This is a genomic window from Deinococcus indicus (assembly GCF_002198095.1).
Taxonomy (GTDB): Bacteria; Deinococcota; Deinococci; order Deinococcales; family Deinococcaceae; genus Deinococcus; species Deinococcus caeni.
Window position 1 is genome coordinate 673,702 of the sequence record NZ_NHMK01000009.1, and the last position, 21,410, is coordinate 695,111.

Here is a 21,410-nt window from a genome sequence, read left to right on the forward strand (position 1 = left end):
GGTGACTCGGTGATTTGAATTGAACGCTGCCGCGGAGTATACACATCCGCCGCGCCGGGATGCTGACGAACCCGTCAGGAACGGCAACCCTGCTCTTTCATGAACCGGGTTCACCGGGCGGGCGGATGCGCTACGCTGCGTGGCGACGTGAACTGGAAGGCTGTCCTCGCCGATCTGCGCGCCCACCTTCCCCCCGGCGGGGGGGGTGTGGTGCGCGGCAGTCTGCGCTGGCTGGAAGCCGAGATGCGCGCCAGCGGCGCGAACCCGTCGAGCGTGCGGAACATCATCTACCGGGACGTGGGCACCCCGGCGGACAAGGCGGCGCTGCGGGCCGTGCTGGCCGGACTGGCCCGCGAGATCGGCCGGCCGCTGCCGGACACGCCACTGCCCGAAACGCCGCCGCCCGTCCCGGACGAACTGGACCTGCTGGGCCGCAGCAAGAAACGCGCCTACCGGCAGTTCCTGGCGGGCGTGCGGGCGGGCCGCGCGCCGCGCCTGATCGTGTGCGGCCGCGCCGGGGCGGGCAAGACCGTGCTGCTGTCGCACGTGGCCCGCGCCCTGGCCGCGCAGGGCGTGCCGGTCCGGCAGCTGTTCCTGTCGGGCGAGGCGGCCGGGACGCTTCAGGCTCCGGCGCCGTCCGGGTCGTCGTTCGCGGCGCTGGCGCAGGCGCAGCTGGACGGCGCCCGGCAGGCGCTGCCGGCGACCGGGGCGCTGCTGCTGCGCGTCACGGGCGACCTGACGCTGCACGGCGGTCCGCCCCGGCTGCCCGGCGGGACGCCGGTGGACCCGGCCAGCTGGGCCGCGCGGACCCTGCTGGAACGCGCGCCGGCGGGCGTGGCGGTGCTGCTGGCCGTCGAGGGGGACGCGCCGGCCGACGCGCCGTGCGAGGTGATCGAACTGCGCCCCCCCACCGCCGCCGAGGCCCGCGAGTACCTGATGGCCCGCCTGAACGTCCCGCGCGCCGAGGCGGACCGGCTGGTGCAGGAGACGGGCCGGCACCTGGACCGCCTGACCCTCCTGGCCAGCCTGAGCGGCGGGGACGTGCAGGCGGCCGACCTGCTGGGCGACCCGGATTCGCGCCTGCTGACCGAACGCACCGCGGCCCTGAACGCGGCCGCCCTGAACGCCGCCGCGCCCGGCAGCCCCGCGTGGCCGGACGCGCTGCTGTGCGCGCTGCTGGGCGGCGCGCCTGCAAGTCTGCCCCCGCACGCGCGGGCGCTGCTGCGCGGCACCCCGCAGGGCGGCTGGCGGCCCGCGCCGGTCCTGAGTGCCGCGTGGCCCGCCGTGTCCCGCGCCGCGCAGACCGGCGCGCTGCGGCTGCTGGCGCGGCTGGACGACCCGGCGCTCGGCGCGTACCGGCTGGCGGCGCTCGCGGCGTTGCAGGACTGGACGGCGCTGGCGGCGCACGTGGCGGCCCACCCGGACGACAGCCGGCACCTGCCGGCGCTGTGGCCGGCGCTGCGGGCCGCGCCGCCCGGACCGGACCGCGAGGCGCTGGCCCGCGCGGTCGTCACGCACCACGCCGGGCGCGGCGAGTACAACGAACCCCGCGCCCGCGACGCCCTGTTCACCCTGATGGAATCCTCACGGGACGCCGTGCGCGCCTGGGCGCGCGTGAAACTGGCCGAGAGCAGCCTGGAGGGCGGCAACATGGACGCCGCCCGCACCCAGCTGGAGCATCCGGACGTGACGGGCATGACCGCGCAGGCGGCCGGGCTGGACCCGTGGGTGGTGGCGGCGCAGGCCGACGCGCTGCTCGTGCAGGCGGCGCTGGCACGCTGGCAGGGTGACCTGGACGCCGCGACCCGCGCGGCCAGCGACCCCCGCGCCGCGCACGGCGGACCGCGCGCGCTGCTGTGGCGCGGCCTGATCGCCAAGGACGCCGGCCGCTGGCCCGAGGCCCTCGGGGCGTTGCGGGCCGTGCCAGACGCCAGTCCGCTGCTGTCGGCCCGCGCCCGCTACCAGCAGGGGGACCTGCACCTGCGGCTCGGGCAGCCGGGCGAGGCGCTGGGCGCGCTGCTGGACGCCTCGGCGCGGCTGGAGGCGGCGGGCGGCAGCGCCGAGGAGGTCGCGCGGGTCCTGGCACGCACCGCGACCGCGCAGCGCCGCCTGGGCCGCCCGGCCGACGCGCTGGACAGCCTGAACGTGGCGCTGGCCCGCCTGCCGGCCGACGAGCGCCGCCACGCGGACGGCGTGCCGCGCGCCCGGCTGCTCTCGGAGGGCGTGCCGATCCTGCTGGCGCTGGGCCGACACGACGCGGCGCTGGCGCAGGCGGCGCAGGCGCTGGGCCTGCTGACCCGCAGCGAGGTCCGCCCCGCCGAGACCCGTTACCGCGAGCGGCGGACCCGTTACCGCGTGGCGCTGGCGTACCTGTCGCGCGGGCTGGGCCGCCCGTACCTGCCGCCGCTGCCGGGACCGCCGCCCGGCGTGGACGGCCCGGATCTGGCGCAGGCCCGCGTGATCCTGGACGGGCTGCTGGAGCGGGCGCAGCCGCGCGGGGACCGCGAGCAGATGCTGCGCTTCGACATGCTGCTCAGCCGCGCCCTGAGCGAACCGGACCCGCAGCGGGCGATGGTCTTCACGGACCGGGCGCTGGACATGGCCGGGCACGCCTACGAGGAAGCGCAGGCGCGGGCCATGCGGGCGGACGTGCTGCTGCGCGGCGGGCCGCAGGAGGCGGCGCTGCCGGACCTGAACCGCGCGCACGCCCTGCTGCGGCGCGTGCAGGTCGGCCTGGGCGACGCGGGCGGCCCGGCGGCGCCCGATCCGGGCCTGCACGCGCAGCTGCTGGCGCTGGAGGCCCGCGCGACCATCCGCGAGGGCGCCCCGGCGCTGCGGTGGCTGCGTGACTCCCTGCGCGCCGGGGCGGGCGGCGACCTGCGCGCCTTCGGGGCCGGGGTGTGGCGCGAGGCGGCACTGGCGCTGGAGGCCTTCCACCCGGACCCGGCCGGGGTGCTGCGCGACCTGGGCGTGCCGTTCGACCCGCAGGTGCTGCGGCCCTCGGACGCCCTGCGCCTGCACGGCCCCTGTGAATGAGCGGAGGCGGGCCGCGTGAGCGGTGACCGGGTGGCGCGCGGCGAAAGCCGGTATGCTGTGCGGCGTGAGTACCAGTGAACCGCAGGCCGGGGGCCGCGCTGCTGTCCGCCTGCTACAGGGGTATGTGTGGCATCCGCAGGACGCCGACATCGAGCTTGAACATTACCTGCCGCGCGAGCTGGACCTGAGCGGCGGCGACAGCGAGGGCGCGCACGTCCTGTGGGACGGCGTGAACCCGCCGTTCGCCTTTTTCGAGAACGGCGAACCGACCGCGTCGCAGGCGTTCTACCAGTTCACGGTGCTGCGCGTGTACGACGAGCGGCCCAGCAACGAGGCGCTGCACGAGGACGCCACGCTCGCCAGCGGCCTGCTCGACCCGCTGCTGGAGGCCACGCCGCAGGGCTTCGGCTGGCAGCTCTGGGAGGACCTGCGCGACCTATGACGGCGCCCCTGGACTGGTTCGACCTGCGCGTGGAGGGTGACCCGCACCCGCGCCGCTTCGATTCGGCCGCGTCGGCCCGCGCGTACCTGCTGCGGGTGGAACGCCTCAGCGAGGAGGCGGCCGAGGAGCTGCTGATCGCCGGCGAGGTGCATCCGCCGCTGTCGCGCCGCTCGCTGGAACTGCGGCCCCTGCGCGGCGGATGACCCCGGACGCCGTGGACACCGCCGGCGCGGCGGCGCCCGAGCCGGGGCCGGTCGTGGCGATCCCCGTGTACGCCGGGGTCAGCGAGCTGGAACTGGGCGTCATGATGACCGTCTGCCGCCTGTGCGGCGGCGAGGGCGCGGCCCTGACCGTGAACCGCTCGCGGGCCAGTATCGTCACGGCGGGCGGACTGGTCAGCACGCCGCACGTCCTGTACGCGGCGCTGCCGGAACCGGCGGGCCTGCTGCTGCCCGGCGGTCCCGGCGCGGCCCGAGCGAGCCGGGACCCGCTGCTGCGCGCGTTCCTGGCGGCGCACGCGGCCCTGCCGACCGGCGCGGTGGGCAGCGGGACGCTGCTGTGCGGCGAGGCCGGCACCCTGACCGGCCGCGTGGTGGGCGGTCCCGCCGAGCTGGGCGACACCCTGTGGGGCTTCGGCGTGGCGGGCGTGCAGGCCGGGCAGGTCGTGACCGACGGGGGGCTGATGACCACGCCGTCCGGGCTGCCGGCCCTCCAGGCGGCGCTGCACGTGGCGGCGCGGGTGTGGGGCGAGGTGGCCGCCGCGCAGGCCGCCGACCAGATCGGCTACCGGCCCGCCTGACCCTCCCGCCTGACCCTGACCTGCTGCCGGCCGGCGTTCGTGTGTGGGGCGAACCGGGGCCGGATGATACGCTGAGGGCATGGATCAGGCTGCGTTTGACCGTTACCTTGCGCTGCGGGCCGAGGTCGCCCGCCACAACCGCGCGTACCACGAGCAGGACGCCCCGGAGATCCCGGACAGCGAGTACGACGCCCTGGCCCGCGACCTGCGCGCCCTGGAAACCGCGAACCCCGACTGGGCCGCCCGCGCCGCCGAAACCGACGGCCGCGACCTGAGCCCCGCGCAGGCGGTGGGCGGCGCGCCCGCCGGGGCCTTCGTGCCGGTCAACCACCCCACCCCCATGACCAGCCTCGACAACGCCTTCAGTGACGAGGAACTGGACGACTGGCGCGAGAAACTGGCCCGCGCCCTGAACCTCCCGGCCGACCACGACGACTTCACCTTCACGGGCGAACTGAAGATCGACGGCCTGAGCGTCAACCTGTACTACCTGAACGGCGAACTCCAGTGGGCCGCCACGCGCGGCAACGGCGTGACCGGCGAGATCGTGACCGCGCAGGTCGCCACCGTGCCCGGCATTCCCACGCACCTGCCCGGCCTGAGCGGCGAACTGGAGGTGCGCGGCGAGGTGTACATGAGTCGCGCGGACTTCGCGGCCTTCAACGAGCAGGCCGAGGAACTCGGCACGCCCCTGCTGAAAAACCCCCGTAACGGCGCGGCGGGCGCGCTGCGGCAGAAGGACCCGGAAGTGACCCGCACCCGCAACCTCCGCGCGATCTTCTACTCGCTGGGCAAGCGAGACGGCGTGCCCGCCACCACCCAGGGCGAGGTGCTGGCGTGGCTGGCCGCGCAGGGCTTCCCGGTCAGCGCGTACAGCGAGACGCTGCGCGGCCTGAACGCCGCCGCCGACTACCACGCCCGCATGACCGCCCGGCGCCAGACCTTCGAGTTCGACGCGGACGGCACGGTCCTGAAACTGGACCCGCTGCGCCTGCAGGAGGAGGCGGGCTTCACCAGCCGCGCGCCCCGGTGGGCCATCGCGTACAAGTTCCCGGTCGAGGAGGTCGAGACGACCCTGGAGGCCATCACCGTGAACGTGGGCCGCACCGGGAAACTCGCGCCGCTCGCGCACCTCGCGCCGCGCCTGATCGAGGGCAGCACCGTCAGCCGCGCCACGCTGCACAACGAGGACTTCATCCGGGACCTGGGGCTGCACATCGGGGATACGGTGGTGGTCCGCAAGTCCGGCGGCGTGATCCCGCAGATCATGCGCGTCCTGCACGACAGACGCCCCGACGGCGCCCAGCCGTTCGAGTTCCCCACCCACTGCCCCGAGTGCGGCCACGAGGTCACCCGCGCCGACGGCGACGCGAACACCTACTGCCCGAACCCCGCCTGCCCCGCCCAGGCCTTCGAGCGCATCCGGTACTTCGTGTCGCGCGGCGCGATGGACGTGCGCGGCATCGGCGAGAAACTCGTCGCGCAGCTCATCGAATCCGGACTGGTGCGGGACGTCTCGGACCTGTACACCCTGAACGCCGAACAGCTGGCCGGACTGGAACGCGGCGGCGACAAGAAAGCGCAGAACATCCTCGCGCAGCTGGACGCCAGCCGCACCAGGCCGCTGTGGCGACTCGTGAACGCGCTCGGCATGAACCACGTGGGCGAACGCAACGCGCAGGCGCTCGCCCGCGCCTTCGGCACGCTGGACGCCCTGCTGGCCGCCACGCCCGAACAGATCGAGAACGTGCCCGGCATGGGCGGCGTGATCGCCCAGAGCGTCACGGCGGCCCTGGCCGACCCCAGCATGCGCGGCGTGCTGGAGCGGCTGCGCGCCCACGGCGTGAACCCCGCCGAGGAAGTCACCCGGCGCGGCGAGCAGTTGCAGGGGCTGAACTTCGTGATCACCGGCACACTGACCCGCCCGCGCGACGCCATCAAGGCGCAACTGGAAGCCGCCGGGGGCCGCGTGACCGGCAGCGTCACCGGCAAGACCAGCTTCCTGATCGCCGGGGAAGAGGCGGGCAGCAAACTGACCCGCGCGCAGGAACTCGGCGTGACCGTCCTGACCGAGGTGGAACTGGCCGAAGTGCTGCGCGAACGGGGCGTGACGGACCCCGCCAGCTGAACACATGCCCGGAATGGCCGGAATGGTCGCCGTTGCGTATAAACTGGCAGGTATTGGCGCGGTCCGGGCAACAGCAGCGGACCCGCGCGTGGAGGCAAGACCAGCATGACGACCCACACCGAAATCGAAATCAGCAAGAGTGTCCTGACCGACATCGCCGCCACCACCCTGGACGGCATCGAGGGCGCCGAGATCGCCGCCGCGACCCTGAAGGTCGGCGAGGTGCTGCGTAACCAGAATCCCGGCCGCAAGGCCCGCGCGCTGCGCGTCACCCGCGAAGCCAACGACGTGACCGTGGACATCGGCCTGAACGTCGAATTCGGCCGCAGCCTGATCGGCCTGAGCGAACAGGCCCAGCGGGCCGTGCGCGAGAACATAGAACTCATGACCGGCCTGAAGGTCCGCGCCGTGAACGTCAGCGTGCAGAACGTCTGCCTGCCCAAAGGCAGCCCCGCATGACCCGCCGCCGCGAGAAGGCCGCCGCGCCCGTCGGCACCCGCCGCGCCGCCCGCGAATTCGCGTTCCGGGTGCTGTTCGAAGCCGACCGGGGCGACCTGCCCATGCAGAGCGTGTTCACCCGTGCCGAGGGCGCCATGCGCAGCGGCGACGACACCTTCCCGGCCCTCAGCGAGGACGCCCTGGTGTTCGCGCAGGAACTCGTTCGCGGCATCAGCGGCGCCCGCCCGGACATCGACGCGACCCTGCGCCGCACCATCCGCGGCTGGAGCTTCGACCAGATGGCCCAGACCGACCTGAACATCCTGCGACTCGCCACCTTCGAGATGATGTACACGGCCGAACCCCACCCGCCCGTCATCGAGAGCGCCGTGCGTATCGCCCGCAAGTTCGGCGGCGACGACTCCGGCCGCTTCGTGAACGGCGTGCTGGCGGGCCTGAGCCGCTCGCTGGGCAGCCAGGAACGGCCCGCCGCCGCGCAGGCCGAGCCGCAGGCACCCCTCCCGGACGGAGAGGCCGGGTGACGGGCGGCCAGGTGACGGGCGGACGGGCCACCGCCCGGACCCTGGCCGGCCCGCCCGCCGCCGCCGACCTGCTCGCCCGCGCCGCCGCCCTGGCCGCCACGCTGCCCGTCACGCCCGCCATCGCGTTCATCCGGGTCGGTGACGACCCCGCCAGTGAAAGTTACGTGCGCGGCAAGGCGAAGAAAGCCGCCGAACTGGGCCTGGACAGCCGCGTCCACGCCCTCCCGGCCGACACCACCCAGGCGGACCTGCACGCCCTGATCGGCACCCTGAACGCCGACCCCGGCGTTCACGGCGTGCTGCTGCAACTGCCGCTCCCGGGCCACCTGAACGCCGACGCCGCCCTGACCTGCATCGACCCGCGCAAGGACGTGGACGGCCTGCACCCGGTCAGCGCCGGCCTGCTGTGGCAGGGACAGCCGGGCCTGCGCCCCTGCACGCCCGCCGGTGTGATGGCCCTGCTCGACCACTACCGCATCCCGGTGGCGGGGCAGCACGCCGTGATCGTGGGCCGCAGCGCCCTGGTCGGCCGGCCCCTGGCGGGCCTGCTGCTGAACGCCGACGCGACCGTCACCGTCGCCCACCGCGCCACGCCCGACCTGGGCGCCGTGACCCGCCGCGCCGACCTGCTGATCGTCGCGGCCGGACAGGCGCACCTGATCACGCCGGACATGGTGCGTCCCGGCGCGACCGTCATCGACGTGGGCATCAACCGCGTGCCCGGCCAGGACGGCGCCAGGGCCTCCCTGACCGGTGACGTGCACCCGGACGTGGCGGGCGTGGCCGGGGCGCTCACGCCCGTGCCTGGGGGCGTGGGACCCATGACGGTCGCGCAGCTCATGATGAACACCGTCCAGGCCGCCGCGCAGCAGACGCCGGCCGACCGGCGGAACGGAGCGAGCGGTGACGTCCCTCGCTGACCTGATCGGCAACCGCTGGCTGTGGGTGGCGGTCCTCAGCAGCACCGGCGCGCAGGTCCTGAAGGTCCTGCTGATCCTGCTGATCGAACGCCGCTGGCGGCCCGCCGCGTTCATGGAAACCGGCGGGATGCCCAGCAGCCACAGCGCCATGGTTGCCGCCCTGACCACCGGCGTCGGCATCACCGAGGGCCTGGGCAGCCCGCTGTTTGCCGCGAGCGCCGTGTTCGCCCTGATCGTCATGTACGACGCGACCGGCGTGCGCCACAGCAGCGGCCAGCAGGCCCGCCTGCTGAACGACCTGGTCGACGAACTGCGCGCCGTGGTCCGCGAGGGCTTCGCGCCGCTGCCGCTGCGCGTCCTGCTGGGCCACACCTACCTGGAGGTGCTGGTCGGCAGCCTGATCGGCGTGGCCGTCGGGTTCATCGCCTTCAGCGGCCAGTCCTGAACGCCGCCGGAACCGCAGGAGGGACGGATCCAGTGTTCGACCCGTCCCTCCTGCGTTGAACCCGGTTCCTGCGCGCACTCCGAGTGCGGAGCGTGCAGGCCACCCGGCACCCTTCCGGGTGGATGTCATACGGACTCCGATTGAATGGTCTTTGCAACCCATTCAATCCGAGCGGACGCGACTCGTAGAGCTGCTCCGCAGAGAAGGAGCAACACGCCCCTCCGGACGTGGAGCCGGCAGGGGCGGTGAAGTTCCGGATTGTTGGCGAAACAAACGGAATCCGTATCAGGCGAAGCCTGTACTACACGGCGACGCCGCGCAGCGCGCCGTCCAGCAGGGCCTCCAGCCGCTCGCGCGTGAAGGGCCGCCTGCCTTCCAGCAGCGTGCCGCCGGTTCCGGCGTGCAGGTGCCAGTGCTTGCTGCCGCCCATCAGGCGCAGCGACACGCCCTTCAGGTCGACGTGGCGCGGGCTGACGGCCGCGATCAGCAGCGGCTGACCGCCCACGCCCACACTGACGCTCATGACGGTGGTGGGCAGGTCGTAGGGGCGTTCCATGCGGTAGATGTAGTCCGGGAAGTCCGCGACCTTCTCGAACGACAGCCCGCGCGCCGCCGCGCTGCCCTCCAGCCAGCCCAGAAGCGTGACCCACTGCGTGTACAGCGCCGAATCATCTGCATGTGACATGTGACACGAGCATACTCCACCCGGCCCGCGCCGTCAGCCTGCCCGCCCCCCTGGCTGCCGTCAGCCCAGCAGCACGCGCCCCCCGCTGGCATCCAGCGTGACGTGACCGCCGCGCAACACCTCGCCCGTCACGGCGTCCCGCCACTCGCCGTCCGGCAGGGACAGCGTGACCTCGTGCGCGCCGGGACGGCGGCTGGCGATCACGGCCGCCCGCTCGGCCCGTCCGTCCGCGTGGGTGTACTCGCGCAGGAACGCCACGGCGTCCTCCTCGGCATGCAGGAAGCGCAGGCCGCCGCGCTGCAACGCCAGCGACTTCCGGCGCACGGCGATCAGGGCCTTCATGCGGCCGCGCAGGTCCGTGTCCCACTGCGACTCGTCCCACGGCATGGACTCGCGGCACCAGGGCATGGACCCGTCACGGGACTGCGTCACGCCCACCTCGCTGCCGTAGTACGTGCAGGGCACGCCCACGTACCCCATCAGCAGCGTCACGCCCGCCAGGAAGCGCGTGCGGTCGTTGCCCAGGCGGTACAGGGCGCGCGGAATGTCGTGCGATTCCAGCACGTTGAACATGCTCAGGGCCACCTGCGCGGGCAGCGCGTGGTACGCGTCCCACAGGATCTCCGTGAGTTCCTCGCCGCCCAGCGCGCTGGGTTCGAAGGTCATGTTCGCCCGCGCCAGCCACTGCATGACCGGCAGGCCGAACCCGTGGTAGTTCATGCTGCCGTCCTCGCCCTGCCCGTCCAGCGCGTGCTCCGGGTCATAGAAGCGCTCGCCGAACACGTACGCGTCCGGGCGTTCCTCACGCGCCGCGCGTTTCAGGGTGCGGTGCAGCGGCAGGTTGTCCTCGTCCGTGCCGCCCGTGCCGATCATGTGCGCCACGTCCAGCCGCCAGCCGGCCGCGCCGCGCCGCAGCCAGTGCCGCACGACGCTCTCCTCGCCGCTGAAGAACTCCTGCACGGCCGCCCCGTTGCGGTAATCGATCTTCGGGAGGGTCGGCACGTCGAAGAACGCGTGGTACGGCAGTTTGCCCGGCTCGTCCCGCCACGTGAACATGGCGCGTTCCGGGGCGTCCTCGGCGTCCATGGCCGCGCGGAACAGGGCGTTCTCGTTCCCGACGTGGTTGAACACGCCGTCCAGCACGATCCGCACGCCCGCCTGTTCAGAGGCGCGCACCAGTTCGTCCCAGGCCCCGTCGCCACCCAGGTGCGGGTCCACGTGCCGGTAATCGGTGATGTCGTACCGGTGGTTGCTGGGCGACACGAAGATCGGCGTGAGCCACAACCCCGTCACGCCCAGGTCCGTCAGGTACGGCAGCGCCTGCGTGACCCCGTTCAGGTCCCCGCCGTAATGCCCGTGAATGTCCCCCCAGCTGTCGATGGGCGTGGACCACTCGACCCGTTCGACCACGCGGTCCCCGTACACGTACTCGCCGGTCTGCACGTCGTTGCCGGGATCGCCGTTGCGGAAACGGTCCGGGAAGATCTGGTAGAACACGCTCTCCCACGCCCACTCGGGCGCCGCATGGCCCGTCAGGTACGTGAACCACGACCGGAACCCCCGGCGCGTGCGGTGCAGGCCCAGCGCCGTCAGGTGCAGGTGATCGTTCGTGAAGTTCAGCTGCCAGGAGTACCGCACGCGGCCCTCGTGGACCGGCAGGTCCGCCTCGAACCAGCGGCCCGGCGCGTCCCCGAGCGGCGTGACCTCGCGCGCCGGGACGGACTCGATCTCACCGACCCGCACGAACTTCAGGTGCACGGCCGTGACGCTCAGGGTCGTGCGGACACGCACGCGCACTGAGCCGCCCAGCGGCGCCCCCAGCGTCTCGGTGTAGGCGGGCGTGTGGTCGTGCTGGGTGGACAGAAGCGGAAAGACGGACATGAAAACCTCCGGAAACGGAACCGAACCAGTCGGGACAGGAAAGAAGCGGGAAAGCGGGACGCCCACGCGGGCGGCGCAGCAGAAAGGACGCCGGGCACGGTCTCAGCGCACCCTGCGTTCAGCAGTGCGGCCAAGGTCGTGCCCGGCGGGCAAGCGTTGCCTTTGAACTTTGCGCCACAGTCTGAAGCTCCCCGCCCCCCGCGGTCAAGTGGGAGCGGGGGCGGGCTGTCGCAGGCGGGCGTAACGCTGCTTCCTGACCATCCCGCATGGCGCCGCGTACACTGGGCGGCATGAAGCGTCGCCAGACCGTCAGCGTCAACGTGGGAGGGGTCATGGTGGGCAGCGCCCACCCGGTCGTCGTGCAGTCCATGACGAACACCGACACCGCCAACGCCGAAGCCACCGCCATCCAGATCGCGCAGCTCGTCCGGGCGGGCAGCGAGATCGTGCGCGTCACCGTCAACACCCGAGAGGCCGCCGCCGCCATTCCCGACATCGTCGCCCGCCTGAAAGAGGTCGGGATCGAGGTGCCCATCGTCGGGGACTTCCACTACAACGGCCACATCCTCCTGCGCGAATTTCCCGAAACGGCGCGCCTGCTCGCCAAGTACCGCATCAACCCCGGCAACGTCGGCGCCGGACAGCACCACGATGCGAACTTCGCCACCATGATCGAGGTCGCCAGGGAGTTCGACAAACCCGTCCGCATCGGCGTGAACTGGGGCAGCCTGGATCAGCAGGTCCTGGCCCGCCTGATGGACGAGAACACCGCCGCCGGCAGCCCCAAGACCGGCACGGACGTCATGATCGACGCGATGGTCGTCTCCGCGCTGGAGAGCGCCGCGTACGCCGAATCCCTCGGCCTGCCGCACGACAGGATCCTGATCAGCGTGAAGGTCAGCTCTGCCCCGGAACTCTGGCAGGTGTACCGCCAGCTGGCCCCGCTGTGCGACTACCCCCTGCACCTCGGCCTGACCGAGGCGGGCATGGGCATGAAAGGCATCGTCGCCAGCAGCGCCGCCCTCGCCCCCCTGCTGATCGAGGGCATCGGGGACACCATCCGCGTCAGCCTCACCCCGGAACCCGGCGCGAGCCGCAAACTGGAAGTCGAGGTCGCCCAGCAGATCCTCCAGAGCCTCGGCATCCGCCAGTTCCTCCCGCAGGTCACCTCCTGCCCCGGCTGCGGCCGCACCACCAGCACCTTCTTCCAGGAACTCGCCCAGAAGATCCAGGACTACATCCGCGACACCATGCCCGACTGGAAAGCGAAATACCCCGGCGTGGAGGACATGCAGGTCGCCGTCATGGGCTGCATCGTGAACGGCCCCGGCGAGAGCAAACACGCCAACATCGGCATCTCCCTGCCCGGCACCGGCGAGGACCCCCGCGCGCCCGTCTACCAGGACGGCAGACTCCTGACCACCCTGCGCGGCCCCCGCATCGCAGAGGACTTCCAGGAACTGATGGAAAAATACGTCGAGCAGCGCTACGGCCGCAGCGAGGCCCCCGCATGAGCGCCTGGGGCGTCGGCCCCTTCCAGAACGAGGCCGCCGCCGAGATCGCGCAGGACGGCGCCTACGCCCTGGCGGAAGCCTTCGACGTGGCGCTGGACCCCGACAACGACTACTTGGAGGCCGAGGAAGGCCACCGCGCCGTCGCCGCCGCCGAGACGCTGGCTGCCGTCCTGACCGGCGACACCAGCGCCCTGACCGACGCCGCCCTGCGCGCCTGGGTGCAGGGCGCTGACCCCACCGAACTCACGCACCTGCGGGAACACGCGCTGGAAGCCCTGGACCGCGTCCTCGGCCCCGGCAGCGAACTCCCGGACCTGTGGGAGGACAGCGAGGACGCCGACGCGTGGCAGGGCGACATCCAGCGCCTGCGCGCCGCGCTGAGCTGAACGTGGAACCGGGCGTGCTGCCCTGGCTGCGGGACGACCTGACCCGCGCGGACCCGCACGCCCCGGCCCGTCTGACTGCCGACCTGCACCGCTGCGCCCGTGAATCCGGCTGGGCGTTCGTCGGCGGGCTACACGACGACCCCCTGACGGGCGTGCGGGGTCAGACCCTCCGACCTGCGGCGGGCGGGGCAGCGGTGAGGCTGCTCGCACACACCGACTGGCCACTGCTGACCCTCACGGACGCCACGCATCCGGCGGCCACCTTCGCGCCCTACCTGAACCCGCCCGGCCTGACCGCGTGGTGGCAGGCATGCGGCTGGCTCGTCCCGGACGCCGCGTGGCTGAACGGAACACCCGACCGCGCCGACCTCGACCGCCTGCCACCCGGCGCGGCGAAGGGCGCGCGGCACCTGGGCTGGACGCGCGGCGACCTGCTGTTCCGGTACTGGTGACGCTCAGGCGTGTGCCTGCTGCCGTCCCTGCCAGTGGTCGAGGAGTTGCCGCCCGTCGCTGGGCATGCCTGCGCCCATACCCATCCAGGCGGGGTAGCGGACGGGCATAGCGGTCACGAGGGCCTGAAGTCCGGCGAACACGGCCAGCGCCTGCCCGAACAGACCGGTCAGGTCGCCTCCGCCGCGCCACAGCAGCGCGCCCAGGGCGCACAGCGCGGCGGAACTGAGCGGCCCGAGGGCGATGGCCCACGCCCAGGTGGCCGGGGTCACGGTCGCGTGATCCCAGTGGGCGCGGCCTATCCAGAACGGGTACGGGCGCACGTCCACCGCGATCCGCCCCAACCGGAACCGCGCCACGGACCGGCCCCCATCCACCCCGAGCTGCACGCGCACGCCGGACGCCCCGGCCCGCAGCGGCAGCAGCACATGCGCGAACTCGTGCGCCGTGACGGCCAGCAGCCCGGCCAGCAGGTACATCAGGAGCAGCGTCGGATCGAAGGTCACCACGGTAGGGAGTACGCGGCGCGGCCGCCGGCCGTTTCACCCGGTGGGCGACCCGTCCTGCCGCGCGTAGTTGCGGGTGAACATCAGGTTGCCCCGCCGCATCCCCAGCGCCTCGTAGTACGGGACGAGGTTGTCGTCGCAGCCGAGGTCCACGGCGTACAGGTGCCGCAGTTCGGCCTGCATGCGGGTCATCAGGGCGCGGCCCACGCCCCGTCCCTGCCAAGCGGGCAGGACTTCCAGCAGCGGAATGTACGCGGTCAGCACCCCGTCGCTGATCGCCTGCACGAAGCCGATGACCTGACCGTCATGCACGGCCAGCACGACGCGGTACGACCCGCGCAGCAGGCGCAGGAACGTCTCGGGCGCGGGCGGATTGGGCCAGTCCACGAAAAAGCCCTGCAACTGCCCCGGCGTGACGCGGTCCAGGGTGGTGTGCAGGGTGTAGGCGGGTTCGGTGGTCACCGGCCCAGTCTGTCAGAGGACGGCCGGGCAGGTGGGGGCAGCTGCGGTCAGAAGCGCAGTTCCAGGCCAACGCCCGCGCCGATCTGGCCGGCGCTGCTGGCCCGCACGAACGCGCGCCACCCGGCGGGGCCGAACACGGGGCCGCGCAGGCCGGTCTCGCCGTACAGCGCAAAGCGGTTCTCGCCTCCCTGCGCGGTGGGGACGGTGAGTTGCCCACCGACGGTGGCGAAGGCATCCACCTTCGTCAGCGGGAGGTTCAGGTCGCGCAGGGTCACGCCGGCGGCCAGGCGGTTGTATGAGGTGTCGGTCGTCTGCCAGGGGCGTTCGGCGCTGCCTTCCACGCCGACCGTACCGATGAACGGGATGGGCAGCAGGGCGCTGCCGACGTGCACGCCGTACCCGCTCGTGGTGGCGTCCACGCCGGCCCACACGACGGCGGCGCTGGCAGGGGCGGTGAGGGTGGCGGCGAGGCTCAGGGCGGTCAGGGTGCGGCGCATGCATTCAGGCTAGCGGACGCCGCATGAGGATGTGCGCAGGATTGCGCGCGTTCAGGCGTTCAGGCGCACGGCGGCCACGCTGGCCAGCATCCGGAACGTCTGGAACAGGTGGAAGGCGTTCTCGCTCTCCCAGCCGACCGTCACGGCGTCGATGCGGGTGATGCCGGGCACGCGTTCGCAGGCGTCCGCGCGGGCCTGATGGTCGAAACTCAGCTGCGCGGCGGCCGGGAAACGCGTGCCGTACGGTTCGGGCGGCGAGTGCAGCGCCTGCGTCACGGCCCGGAACGCGCCGTCGCGGATGCGGCGCTGCGCCTCGCGCGGGTGCAGGTGCGTGGCCGCGAAACTGCTCAGGCCCTCCTTGACCGGCACCGTGACCACCCCCTCGCCCAGTTCCGCGGTGATTTCCGTCATGGCCACGTCGTCCCCGCAGGCGAACAGCACGGGCACGCCGTAATGCCCGGCCAGCAGGGCGTTCAGGCCGTACTCGCCGGTGCTCGCGCCGTTCACGCGCACGTCGCGGATGAAGCCGTTCCAGGTGTGCGCCAGCGGCCCGCGCACGCTTCCGGCCCGCGCGTGGTACCCCACGAACAGCAGGCCCAGCACGCCAGCCTCCTGCACGCCCTGCACCATGCTCAGGGGCTTGTCGTTCCCGCTGGTAAAGCGCACTCCGTCCGGCAGCAGTTCCGGGATCAGGTTGCGCATGGTGTCGTGACTGTCGTTCACGAGCACGTCGGTCGCCCCGGCGTCCAGCGCACCCTGCGCGGCGGCGGCGGCCTCCAGGGTCATGCGTTCGCGCGCCCGCTCGTACTCGGCGCCGCTCACCAGCCCGCCGAACTCGGGCGGACTGACCTGCACCCAGCTGGAAACGCCGGTCACGCCTTCCATGTCCACGCTGATCACGATGCTGCGCGCCCCTGTGCCGCTCTGCTGGTCACTCATGGGGGCCAGGGTACCGTGACGCGCGGCAGGGAAGGGCACGGCCGGGCCGTGTTAGCCTCATGCGTTATGAGCCGCGTTTCCCTGAAATCCGCCCGAGAGATCGAAGCCATGCGCCGCGCCGGGGCGCTCGTCGCGGAGACGTTCCGCGTGCTGGAGCCGCACGTGAAGCCCGGCGTCACCCTGAAAGAACTCGACACCCTGGCCGAGGAACACATCCGCCGCGCTGGCGCCACGCCCGCCTACCTGGGCTACGGCCCGAAGAACAACCCCTTCCCCGGCACCATCTGCGCCAGCGTGAACGAGGTCATCTGCCACGGCATCCCCGACGGCCGTGAACTGAAGGAAGGCGACGTGGTCGGCGTGGACATCGGCGTGCTGATGAACGGCGTGTACGGCGACGCCTGCTACACCTACACGGTCGGGCAGGTCAGCGCGGACGTGCAGGGCCTCGTGGACACCACCCGCGAGTGCCTGAAAGCGGGGCTGGACGTCATCCGCCCGAACGCCCGCACCGGCGACATCGGGCACGCCATCCAGACCCTCGCCGAGGCGCGCGGGTACAGCGTGGTCCGCGAGTATACCGGGCACGGCATCGGCAAACGCCTGCACGAGGAACCCACCATCTACCACTGGGGCGCGCGCTACACCGGCCTGAAACTCCAGCCGGGCATGGTGTTCACGGTGGAACCCATGATCAACCTGGGCCGCCCCGAGACGCGCCTGCAGGCCGACGGCTGGACCGTCACCACCGCCGACGGGCAGCCCAGCGCGCAGTTCGAGCACACCCTGGTCGTCACGGACAAGGGCTACGAGATCCTCACGCTGTAAATGGACCCGACCCGCCCGAACGCCCCGAAATTCCCGCGCGGCGGCCTGCGTGCCCCGCCGCCCGGCCCGCTGGAAAGCGAGACCGTGTACCGGGGGCTGGCGCTGGAAGGCGACCTGACCGGCGCGGAGGCCCTGAACGCCGTGACCTTCCAGGGCTGCGTGTTCCGGCGGGTGAACCTGACCGGCGTCCACTGGCGCGGCGTGCGCCTGACCGACGTGCGTTTCGAGGGCTGCGACCTGAGCGGCGCCCGCCTGGAAGACGCGGCCCTGGAACGCGTGCAGTTCACGGACTGCCGCCTGCTGGGCGTGCAGGCCGCCCACGCGCGCCTGCGGCACGTGACCCTGAGCCGCGTGGCCGCCCCCCTGAGCGTGTGGGTGAAGGCCGACGCGGCCCACCTGCGCCTGGACGACTGCGACCTGACCGAGGCCGTCTTCATGGACGCCGACCTGCCGGGCCTGATCCTGCGGGGGTGCCGCCTGCCCCGCACGGACCTGCGCGGCGCGCGGCTGGCCGGGGCCGACCTGCGCTCCAGTGACCTGCGCGGCCTGCGCGTCACGCCCCGCGAACTGGAGGGCGTGACCGTGGACGCCGCGCAGCTGCCGGACCTCGCCCACCTGCTGGGCGTCCGGGTGGGGGAGAGCCTCCCGGACCCGGACGCCCTTCGCTGACCACCGGTTCGTCTCAGTCCCAGACCACCGCGCCGGTCAGTTGAACGGGCAGCTGCTGCGCACGTCCGAGTAGGTGGTGCCGACGGCCGGGGCGGGGCACAGGAACGGGCTGTAGCGCAGGTCGTTGTCCACGAAGCGTTTGAGCCAAGCCACGCTGGCCCGCGCGATGGGCGTGTTCGACGTGTTCGGCGCGAAGTGGCTGGCGCCGCGCAGTTCCAGGTACGTGCGGGGCAGCGTGGCGGCCAGACTGGTGTAGAACGGCACCGAGTGCGAGGCGACCGGCGCGACCGTGTCGGACTGCGCGCCGATGATCAGGGTGGGCGTGCGCAGTTCCGGCCAGGTCTTGTCGGTGTTCCAGGGGGTCAGGGCCACGGCGGCCTTCAGGGCGGGGTTGGTCTTGGCGGCTTCCAGACTGCCGCCGCCGCCCATGCTGTGGCCCATCACGGCCAGCCGGTTCGGGTCGATGCGGCCGCGCACGTCGCTGCTGCCGGTCAGGTACCGCAGCGCCGCCAGAAGTTGCGTGCCGCGCGAGGACGGCTGGTCGTAGATGGTGTTCGTGTCGATGATGAACACCACGAACCCCTGCGAGGCGAGGCGCGGCCCCAGCCACGACAGGCTGCTCTGCGTGGCGGTGTAGCCGGGGGACACGGCGACCGCGCCGAAGGTGCCGTCGCTGGTGGTCGTCGGGTAATAGATGGTGCCGCCCCCGAACCCGCTGACCCGCAACCGGGACACGCTGGTCGAGCTGGTCGCGTACGGCCCGCGCGTCGCTTCCAGGCTGGCGGTGGTGGGGGCGGGGCCACGCTCGAAGGGGTTGACGGCCTGGGTGGTCACAGGCTGGTCCTGCGGGGCCGCGCCGGGCGGTGACTGCACGCCCGCGCAGGCAGCCAGGAGGACGGTCAGGGCAAGGCCGACAGTCAAGTTTTTCATTCCAGATCAGTCTGTCCGGTTCCGGTGCGGGCCGTCAAGAGCACCTGACCTGCCTGTCAGCTCGGGCTGGAGCGGGACGGGCAGCAGGGCACCTTCCGGCCGGCCCGTCTCGAAGCGGGCGCGCAGGTAGTGGCCCTGCGTCAGCAGGCGGCTGGCGCTGCCGTGATCGCGGTTCAGGGCGTCCTGCGCGCCGCTGCTCAGGTGTTCCAGCTGCTCGCGCAGCAGGGCGTCCGGGTCGCGTCCACCGGCCCGGAGTTGCCCACGGGCGGCGGGCGTCAGGTTCAGGTAACTGCGCAGCGTGTCCGGCAGGTACTCGAAGCGGATCTGGTGCAGCAGCGCCCGCGTGTGCGGCTCCAGGGTCGCGGGGGCGTCCTGCAGGCGGCACAGCAGCGCCAGCGTGTACAGCCGGTGCGGTTCCGGCAGCCGCAGCGCCAGCCCCGGCGCGTCGTCGGGCGGGCCGTCCGGGCCGGGCGTGGCCGGCGCGGGGGTCCGCTGGGCGCGCAGCAGCTCCAGCCGGTGCCGGTGAATCAGGGTGCGGCGCACCAGCGGAAAACCGAACACCGCACCGAAAAAGAACAGGGGAACCAGCGTGTCTTCCACAGCGAACCTCGATTGGAACTCGATTGGAATCGGGGGGGACGGACCAGTGGCGGAACCCGGCCAGCGTACCGCCGCCCCGCCGTGCCCCGCGTCACCCTTAAGGCGGAGTGCAGACCCCGGCTGCGTCCACGCGGTTAAAATTCCCCGTATGAGTCTGATTCAGAGGTCCCTTCCATAACCGGCGTCTCGTTCAGGGGAAAGCGCGCGCGTGAACTGTCCGCCGACGCGGCCGTCAGTGTCGTGGACGTATTCAAGAGCTTCAGGTCGCCGTCGGGCGGCGAGACGCGCGTGCTCGACGACATCGACCTGGATATCCGGCGGGGCGAGTTCTTCAGCCTGCTGGGCCCCAGCGGGTGCGGCAAGACGACCCTGCTGCGCATCCTGGCGGGCTTCGAGCAGCCGGACGCCGGGCAGGTCATCATCGGCGGGCAGGACATGACGGGCGTGCCGCCGCACCTGCGCAACGTGAACACCGTCTTCCAGAGTTACGCGCTGTTCCCGCACCTGAGCGTGCAGGACAACGTCGCGTTCGGCCTGAAGATGAAGGGCGTCCCCGCCGCGCAGGCCCGCACCCGCGTCATGCAGGCCCTGGAGCGCGTGCGCATCGCGGATTTCGCCTCTCGCCGCCCGGACCAGCTGTCCGGCGGGCAGCGGCAGCGCGTGGCACTGGCCCGCGCCATCGTGAACGAACCGCAGGTGCTGCTGCTCGACGAGCCGCTCTCGGCGCTGGACCTGAAACTGCGCAAGGAACTCCAGGTGGAACTCGCCAACCTGCAAGAAAGCCTGGGCATGACCTTCGTGTTCGTCACGCACGACCAGGAGGAGGCGCTGGTCATGAGTGACCGCATCGCCGTCATGAACCGGGGCCGGGTGGAACAGCTGGGCCGCGCCGAGGAACTGTACGAGCGCCCGAGGACGGCGTTCGTGGCGAACTTCCTGGGCAGCAGCAACCTGATCGAGGGCACCGTCCTGAGCGTGGACGGCAAAGGCGCCACCGTGCAGACCGTGCACGGCCCGCTGCGCACCACGCACGGCGAGGGCCTGCGCCCCGGCCAGAACGTCACGCTGTCCGTCCGGCCCGAGAAACTGCGCATGGAACGCGACGACGAGACCGAAGGCAACGAGATCCGCGCCACCGTGGACGACATCGTGTACACCGGCGCCGAGAACCAGTACCTGCTGCGCGCCGGCGGCCAGCAGCTCGTGGTGTTCCAGCTGAACGCCGACATCGGCGCCGACGAGGACTTCGACTACGAGGAACAGGTCGCCCTGTACCTCCCGCCCGACAACCTCGTCGTGCTGGAAGAAGCATGACGGGGGTTGAAAGTCGAAAGTTGATGGTTGATAGAGGGGTGTTCCATCAACCATCAACCATCGACCATTACCGCACCGAAGGTGCACAGTGCTGACGGTCCGGCGCTTCTTCGCCACGCTGGGGCCGGGGACGCTGTGGCTGGCGGCGTTCCTGATCGTGCCGGCGCTGGTGATGCTGGGGTACTCGTTCCTGACCCGCACGGACCTCGCGCAGGTGGGCGGCCCGTGGACGCTGGAGGCGTGGGGGCGGGTGTTCGGGTACGACGCGCTGTTCCAGGAGTGGACGGCCGACAACGCGCGCGTGCTGTGGCGCAGCGTGTGGGTGGCGGGCCTCAGTACGGCGCTGTGCGTGCTGATGGGCTACCCGCTGGCGTTCTACATCGCCCGGCAGGACGCGCGGCGCAAGAACCTGCTGCTGCTGCTGCTGATCATCCCGTTCTGGACGAACTTCCTGATCCGCGTGTACGCCTGGATCCTGATCCTGCGGCCCTTCGATCTGGTCCCCAGCCTGAGCGCCACATTGCTGGGCATGGTGTACGCGTTCGTGCCGTTCTTCGTGCTGCCGGTGTACTCCAGCGTCGAGAAGATCGACTGGCGCCTGCTGGAAGCCGCGCAGGACCTCGGCGCGCCCCCCCTGCGGGCCTTCATGACCGCCGTGTTCCCGCAGACCCTGCCGGGCCTCGTGGCAGGCATCCTGCTGACCTTCATCCCGGCGCTGGGAACCTTCGTGGTCAGCGACATCCTGGGCGGCGCGAAGACCGCCATGGTCGGGAACCTCATCCAGAACCAGTTCGGGCAGGCCGGCGACTGGCCGTACGGCAGCGCCCTGAGCTTCCTGCTCATGGGCATGGTGCTGCTGGGCCTGTGGAGCTACGCCCGCCGCGCCGGACAGAAAGGCCTGGAGGAACTCGTATGAGTGCGCTACGCGCACGGTTGAAGGTCGATGGTCGATGGTCGAAAGAGGGTCCATCAACCATCAACCATCACCTGTCAACGGCC

The 21,410-nt window shown here is 72.1% G+C and carries 24 protein-coding genes; 16 read left to right on the forward strand and 8 right to left on the reverse strand.

Features of this window, described 5'->3' with window-relative positions:
• Nucleotides 1-99: 99 nt before the first annotated feature.
• The 9 genes from CBQ26_RS05725 to CBQ26_RS05765 all read left to right on the forward strand — a co-directional run bounded on the left by CBQ26_RS05725 (nucleotide 100) and on the right by CBQ26_RS05765 (nucleotide 8,750).
• Entirely contained in the window at nucleotides 100-3,036 is a 2,937-nt protein-coding gene (locus tag CBQ26_RS05725; protein WP_088247555.1) for an ATP-binding protein, read from the forward strand.
• 52 nt (nucleotides 3,037-3,088) lie between these two features.
• Nucleotides 3,089-3,478, forward strand: a complete 390-nt coding sequence (locus tag CBQ26_RS05730) for a DUF3208 domain-containing protein (RefSeq protein WP_172417964.1) — start codon at nucleotides 3,089-3,091, stop codon at nucleotides 3,476-3,478.
• Nucleotides 3,475-3,681, forward strand: coding sequence for a hypothetical protein (locus CBQ26_RS05735; protein WP_088247557.1), 207 nt, complete (start codon nucleotides 3,475-3,477; stop codon nucleotides 3,679-3,681). Before CBQ26_RS05730 ends, CBQ26_RS05735 begins: the two co-directional genes overlap by 4 nt.
• Nucleotides 3,678-4,277, forward strand: a complete 600-nt coding sequence (locus CBQ26_RS05740; RefSeq protein ID WP_088247558.1) for a type 1 glutamine amidotransferase family protein — start codon at nucleotides 3,678-3,680, stop codon at nucleotides 4,275-4,277. The genes CBQ26_RS05735 and CBQ26_RS05740 overlap by 4 nt, the downstream gene beginning before the upstream one ends.
• A gap of 79 nt (nucleotides 4,278-4,356) precedes the next feature.
• Complete coding sequence (ligA, locus tag CBQ26_RS05745) at nucleotides 4,357-6,405, forward strand: NAD-dependent DNA ligase LigA (RefSeq protein ID WP_088247559.1); 2,049 nt, start codon at nucleotides 4,357-4,359, stop codon at nucleotides 6,403-6,405.
• A gap of 105 nt (nucleotides 6,406-6,510) precedes the next feature.
• The gene (locus tag CBQ26_RS05750) at nucleotides 6,511-6,864 is read left to right on the forward strand and encodes an Asp23/Gls24 family envelope stress response protein (RefSeq protein WP_088247560.1); all 354 of its coding nucleotides are present in this window, start codon (nucleotides 6,511-6,513) and stop codon (nucleotides 6,862-6,864) included.
• Nucleotides 6,861-7,385, forward strand: a complete 525-nt coding sequence (nusB, locus tag CBQ26_RS05755) for a transcription antitermination factor NusB (protein WP_088247561.1) — start codon at nucleotides 6,861-6,863, stop codon at nucleotides 7,383-7,385. Before CBQ26_RS05750 ends, nusB begins: the two co-directional genes overlap by 4 nt.
• Nucleotides 7,382-8,305 carry a bifunctional 5,10-methylenetetrahydrofolate dehydrogenase/5,10-methenyltetrahydrofolate cyclohydrolase gene (locus tag CBQ26_RS05760; RefSeq protein ID WP_229844006.1) on the forward strand — a complete coding sequence of 308 codons (924 nt, stop codon included), beginning with the start codon at nucleotides 7,382-7,384 and terminating at the stop codon, nucleotides 8,303-8,305. The genes nusB and CBQ26_RS05760 overlap by 4 nt, the downstream gene beginning before the upstream one ends.
• Nucleotides 8,289-8,750, forward strand: a complete 462-nt coding sequence (locus tag CBQ26_RS05765; protein WP_088247562.1) for a divergent PAP2 family protein — start codon at nucleotides 8,289-8,291, stop codon at nucleotides 8,748-8,750. The genes CBQ26_RS05760 and CBQ26_RS05765 overlap by 17 nt, the downstream gene beginning before the upstream one ends.
• Before the next feature lie 301 nt (nucleotides 8,751-9,051).
• Here CBQ26_RS05765 and CBQ26_RS05770 read toward each other — a convergent pair whose 3' ends face one another.
• Together CBQ26_RS05770 and CBQ26_RS05775 are read right to left on the reverse strand one after the other, a co-directional pair.
• The gene (locus CBQ26_RS05770; RefSeq protein WP_088247563.1) at nucleotides 9,052-9,435 is read right to left on the reverse strand and encodes an NADH-quinone oxidoreductase subunit 15; all 384 of its coding nucleotides are present in this window, start codon (nucleotides 9,433-9,435) and stop codon (nucleotides 9,052-9,054) included.
• A 60-nt stretch (nucleotides 9,436-9,495) separates the two neighbouring features.
• On the reverse strand, nucleotides 9,496-11,316 hold the full coding sequence (locus CBQ26_RS05775; protein WP_088247564.1) for an alpha-amylase family glycosyl hydrolase: 1,821 nt from the start codon (nucleotides 11,314-11,316) through the stop codon (nucleotides 9,496-9,498).
• A gap of 290 nt (nucleotides 11,317-11,606) precedes the next feature.
• Between CBQ26_RS05775 and ispG the strand changes: the two genes are divergently transcribed.
• The 3 genes from ispG to CBQ26_RS05790 are packed head-to-tail and all read left to right on the forward strand — an operon-like array spanning nucleotide 11,607 to nucleotide 13,668.
• Nucleotides 11,607-12,830, forward strand: coding sequence for a flavodoxin-dependent (E)-4-hydroxy-3-methylbut-2-enyl-diphosphate synthase (gene ispG / locus CBQ26_RS05780; protein WP_172417929.1), 1,224 nt, complete (start codon nucleotides 11,607-11,609; stop codon nucleotides 12,828-12,830).
• Nucleotides 12,827-13,216: a DUF4259 domain-containing protein gene (locus tag CBQ26_RS05785; RefSeq protein WP_088247566.1), complete on the forward strand. Its 390-nt coding sequence runs from the start codon at nucleotides 12,827-12,829 to the stop codon at nucleotides 13,214-13,216. Before ispG ends, CBQ26_RS05785 begins: the two co-directional genes overlap by 4 nt.
• Before the next feature lie 2 nt (nucleotides 13,217-13,218).
• Nucleotides 13,219-13,668: a hypothetical protein gene (locus CBQ26_RS05790; RefSeq protein WP_088247567.1), complete on the forward strand. Its 450-nt coding sequence runs from the start codon at nucleotides 13,219-13,221 to the stop codon at nucleotides 13,666-13,668.
• Between the two features lie 3 nt (nucleotides 13,669-13,671).
• On the opposite strand, the gene CBQ26_RS05795 is transcribed toward CBQ26_RS05790, so the two are convergent.
• From CBQ26_RS05795 to CBQ26_RS05810, 4 genes are read right to left on the reverse strand one after another with little or no spacing between them, the layout of a single operon-like run.
• Complete coding sequence (locus CBQ26_RS05795) at nucleotides 13,672-14,172, reverse strand: hypothetical protein (protein ID WP_088247568.1); 501 nt, start codon at nucleotides 14,170-14,172, stop codon at nucleotides 13,672-13,674.
• Nucleotides 14,173-14,208: 36 nt separating this feature from the next.
• Nucleotides 14,209-14,634: a GNAT family N-acetyltransferase gene (locus CBQ26_RS05800; RefSeq protein WP_229844007.1), complete on the reverse strand. Its 426-nt coding sequence runs from the start codon at nucleotides 14,632-14,634 to the stop codon at nucleotides 14,209-14,211.
• Nucleotides 14,635-14,681: 47 nt separating this feature from the next.
• Nucleotides 14,682-15,131: a hypothetical protein gene (locus tag CBQ26_RS05805; protein ID WP_088247569.1), complete on the reverse strand. Its 450-nt coding sequence runs from the start codon at nucleotides 15,129-15,131 to the stop codon at nucleotides 14,682-14,684.
• A gap of 51 nt (nucleotides 15,132-15,182) precedes the next feature.
• On the reverse strand, nucleotides 15,183-16,070 hold the full coding sequence (locus CBQ26_RS05810) for a M55 family metallopeptidase (protein WP_088247570.1): 888 nt from the start codon (nucleotides 16,068-16,070) through the stop codon (nucleotides 15,183-15,185).
• Between the two features lie 66 nt (nucleotides 16,071-16,136).
• Between CBQ26_RS05810 and map the strand changes: the two genes are divergently transcribed.
• Together map and CBQ26_RS05820 are read left to right on the forward strand one after the other, a co-directional pair.
• A complete protein-coding gene (map, locus tag CBQ26_RS05815; protein WP_172417930.1) occupies nucleotides 16,137-16,898 on the forward strand; it encodes a type I methionyl aminopeptidase in 762 nt (253 codons plus the stop codon).
• Complete coding sequence (locus tag CBQ26_RS05820) at nucleotides 16,899-17,567, forward strand: pentapeptide repeat-containing protein (RefSeq protein ID WP_088247572.1); 669 nt, start codon at nucleotides 16,899-16,901, stop codon at nucleotides 17,565-17,567.
• Nucleotides 17,568-17,603: 36 nt separating this feature from the next.
• Here the strand turns inward: CBQ26_RS05820 and CBQ26_RS05825 are convergent, their stop codons facing one another.
• Together CBQ26_RS05825 and CBQ26_RS05830 are read right to left on the reverse strand one after the other, a co-directional pair.
• On the reverse strand, nucleotides 17,604-18,497 hold the full coding sequence (locus CBQ26_RS05825) for a poly(ethylene terephthalate) hydrolase family protein (protein WP_088247573.1): 894 nt from the start codon (nucleotides 18,495-18,497) through the stop codon (nucleotides 17,604-17,606).
• Nucleotides 18,498-18,503: 6 nt separating this feature from the next.
• Nucleotides 18,504-19,097: a hypothetical protein gene (locus tag CBQ26_RS05830; RefSeq protein ID WP_191299454.1), complete on the reverse strand. Its 594-nt coding sequence runs from the start codon at nucleotides 19,095-19,097 to the stop codon at nucleotides 18,504-18,506.
• A 240-nt stretch (nucleotides 19,098-19,337) separates the two neighbouring features.
• Between CBQ26_RS05830 and CBQ26_RS05835 the strand changes: the two genes are divergently transcribed.
• Together CBQ26_RS05835 and CBQ26_RS05840 are read left to right on the forward strand one after the other, a co-directional pair.
• The gene (locus CBQ26_RS05835; protein WP_229844009.1) at nucleotides 19,338-20,411 is read left to right on the forward strand and encodes an ABC transporter ATP-binding protein; all 1,074 of its coding nucleotides are present in this window, start codon (nucleotides 19,338-19,340) and stop codon (nucleotides 20,409-20,411) included.
• An 88-nt stretch (nucleotides 20,412-20,499) separates the two neighbouring features.
• A complete protein-coding gene (locus CBQ26_RS05840; protein WP_088247575.1) occupies nucleotides 20,500-21,327 on the forward strand; it encodes an ABC transporter permease in 828 nt (275 codons plus the stop codon).
• Nucleotides 21,328-21,410: the final 83 nt, after the last annotated feature.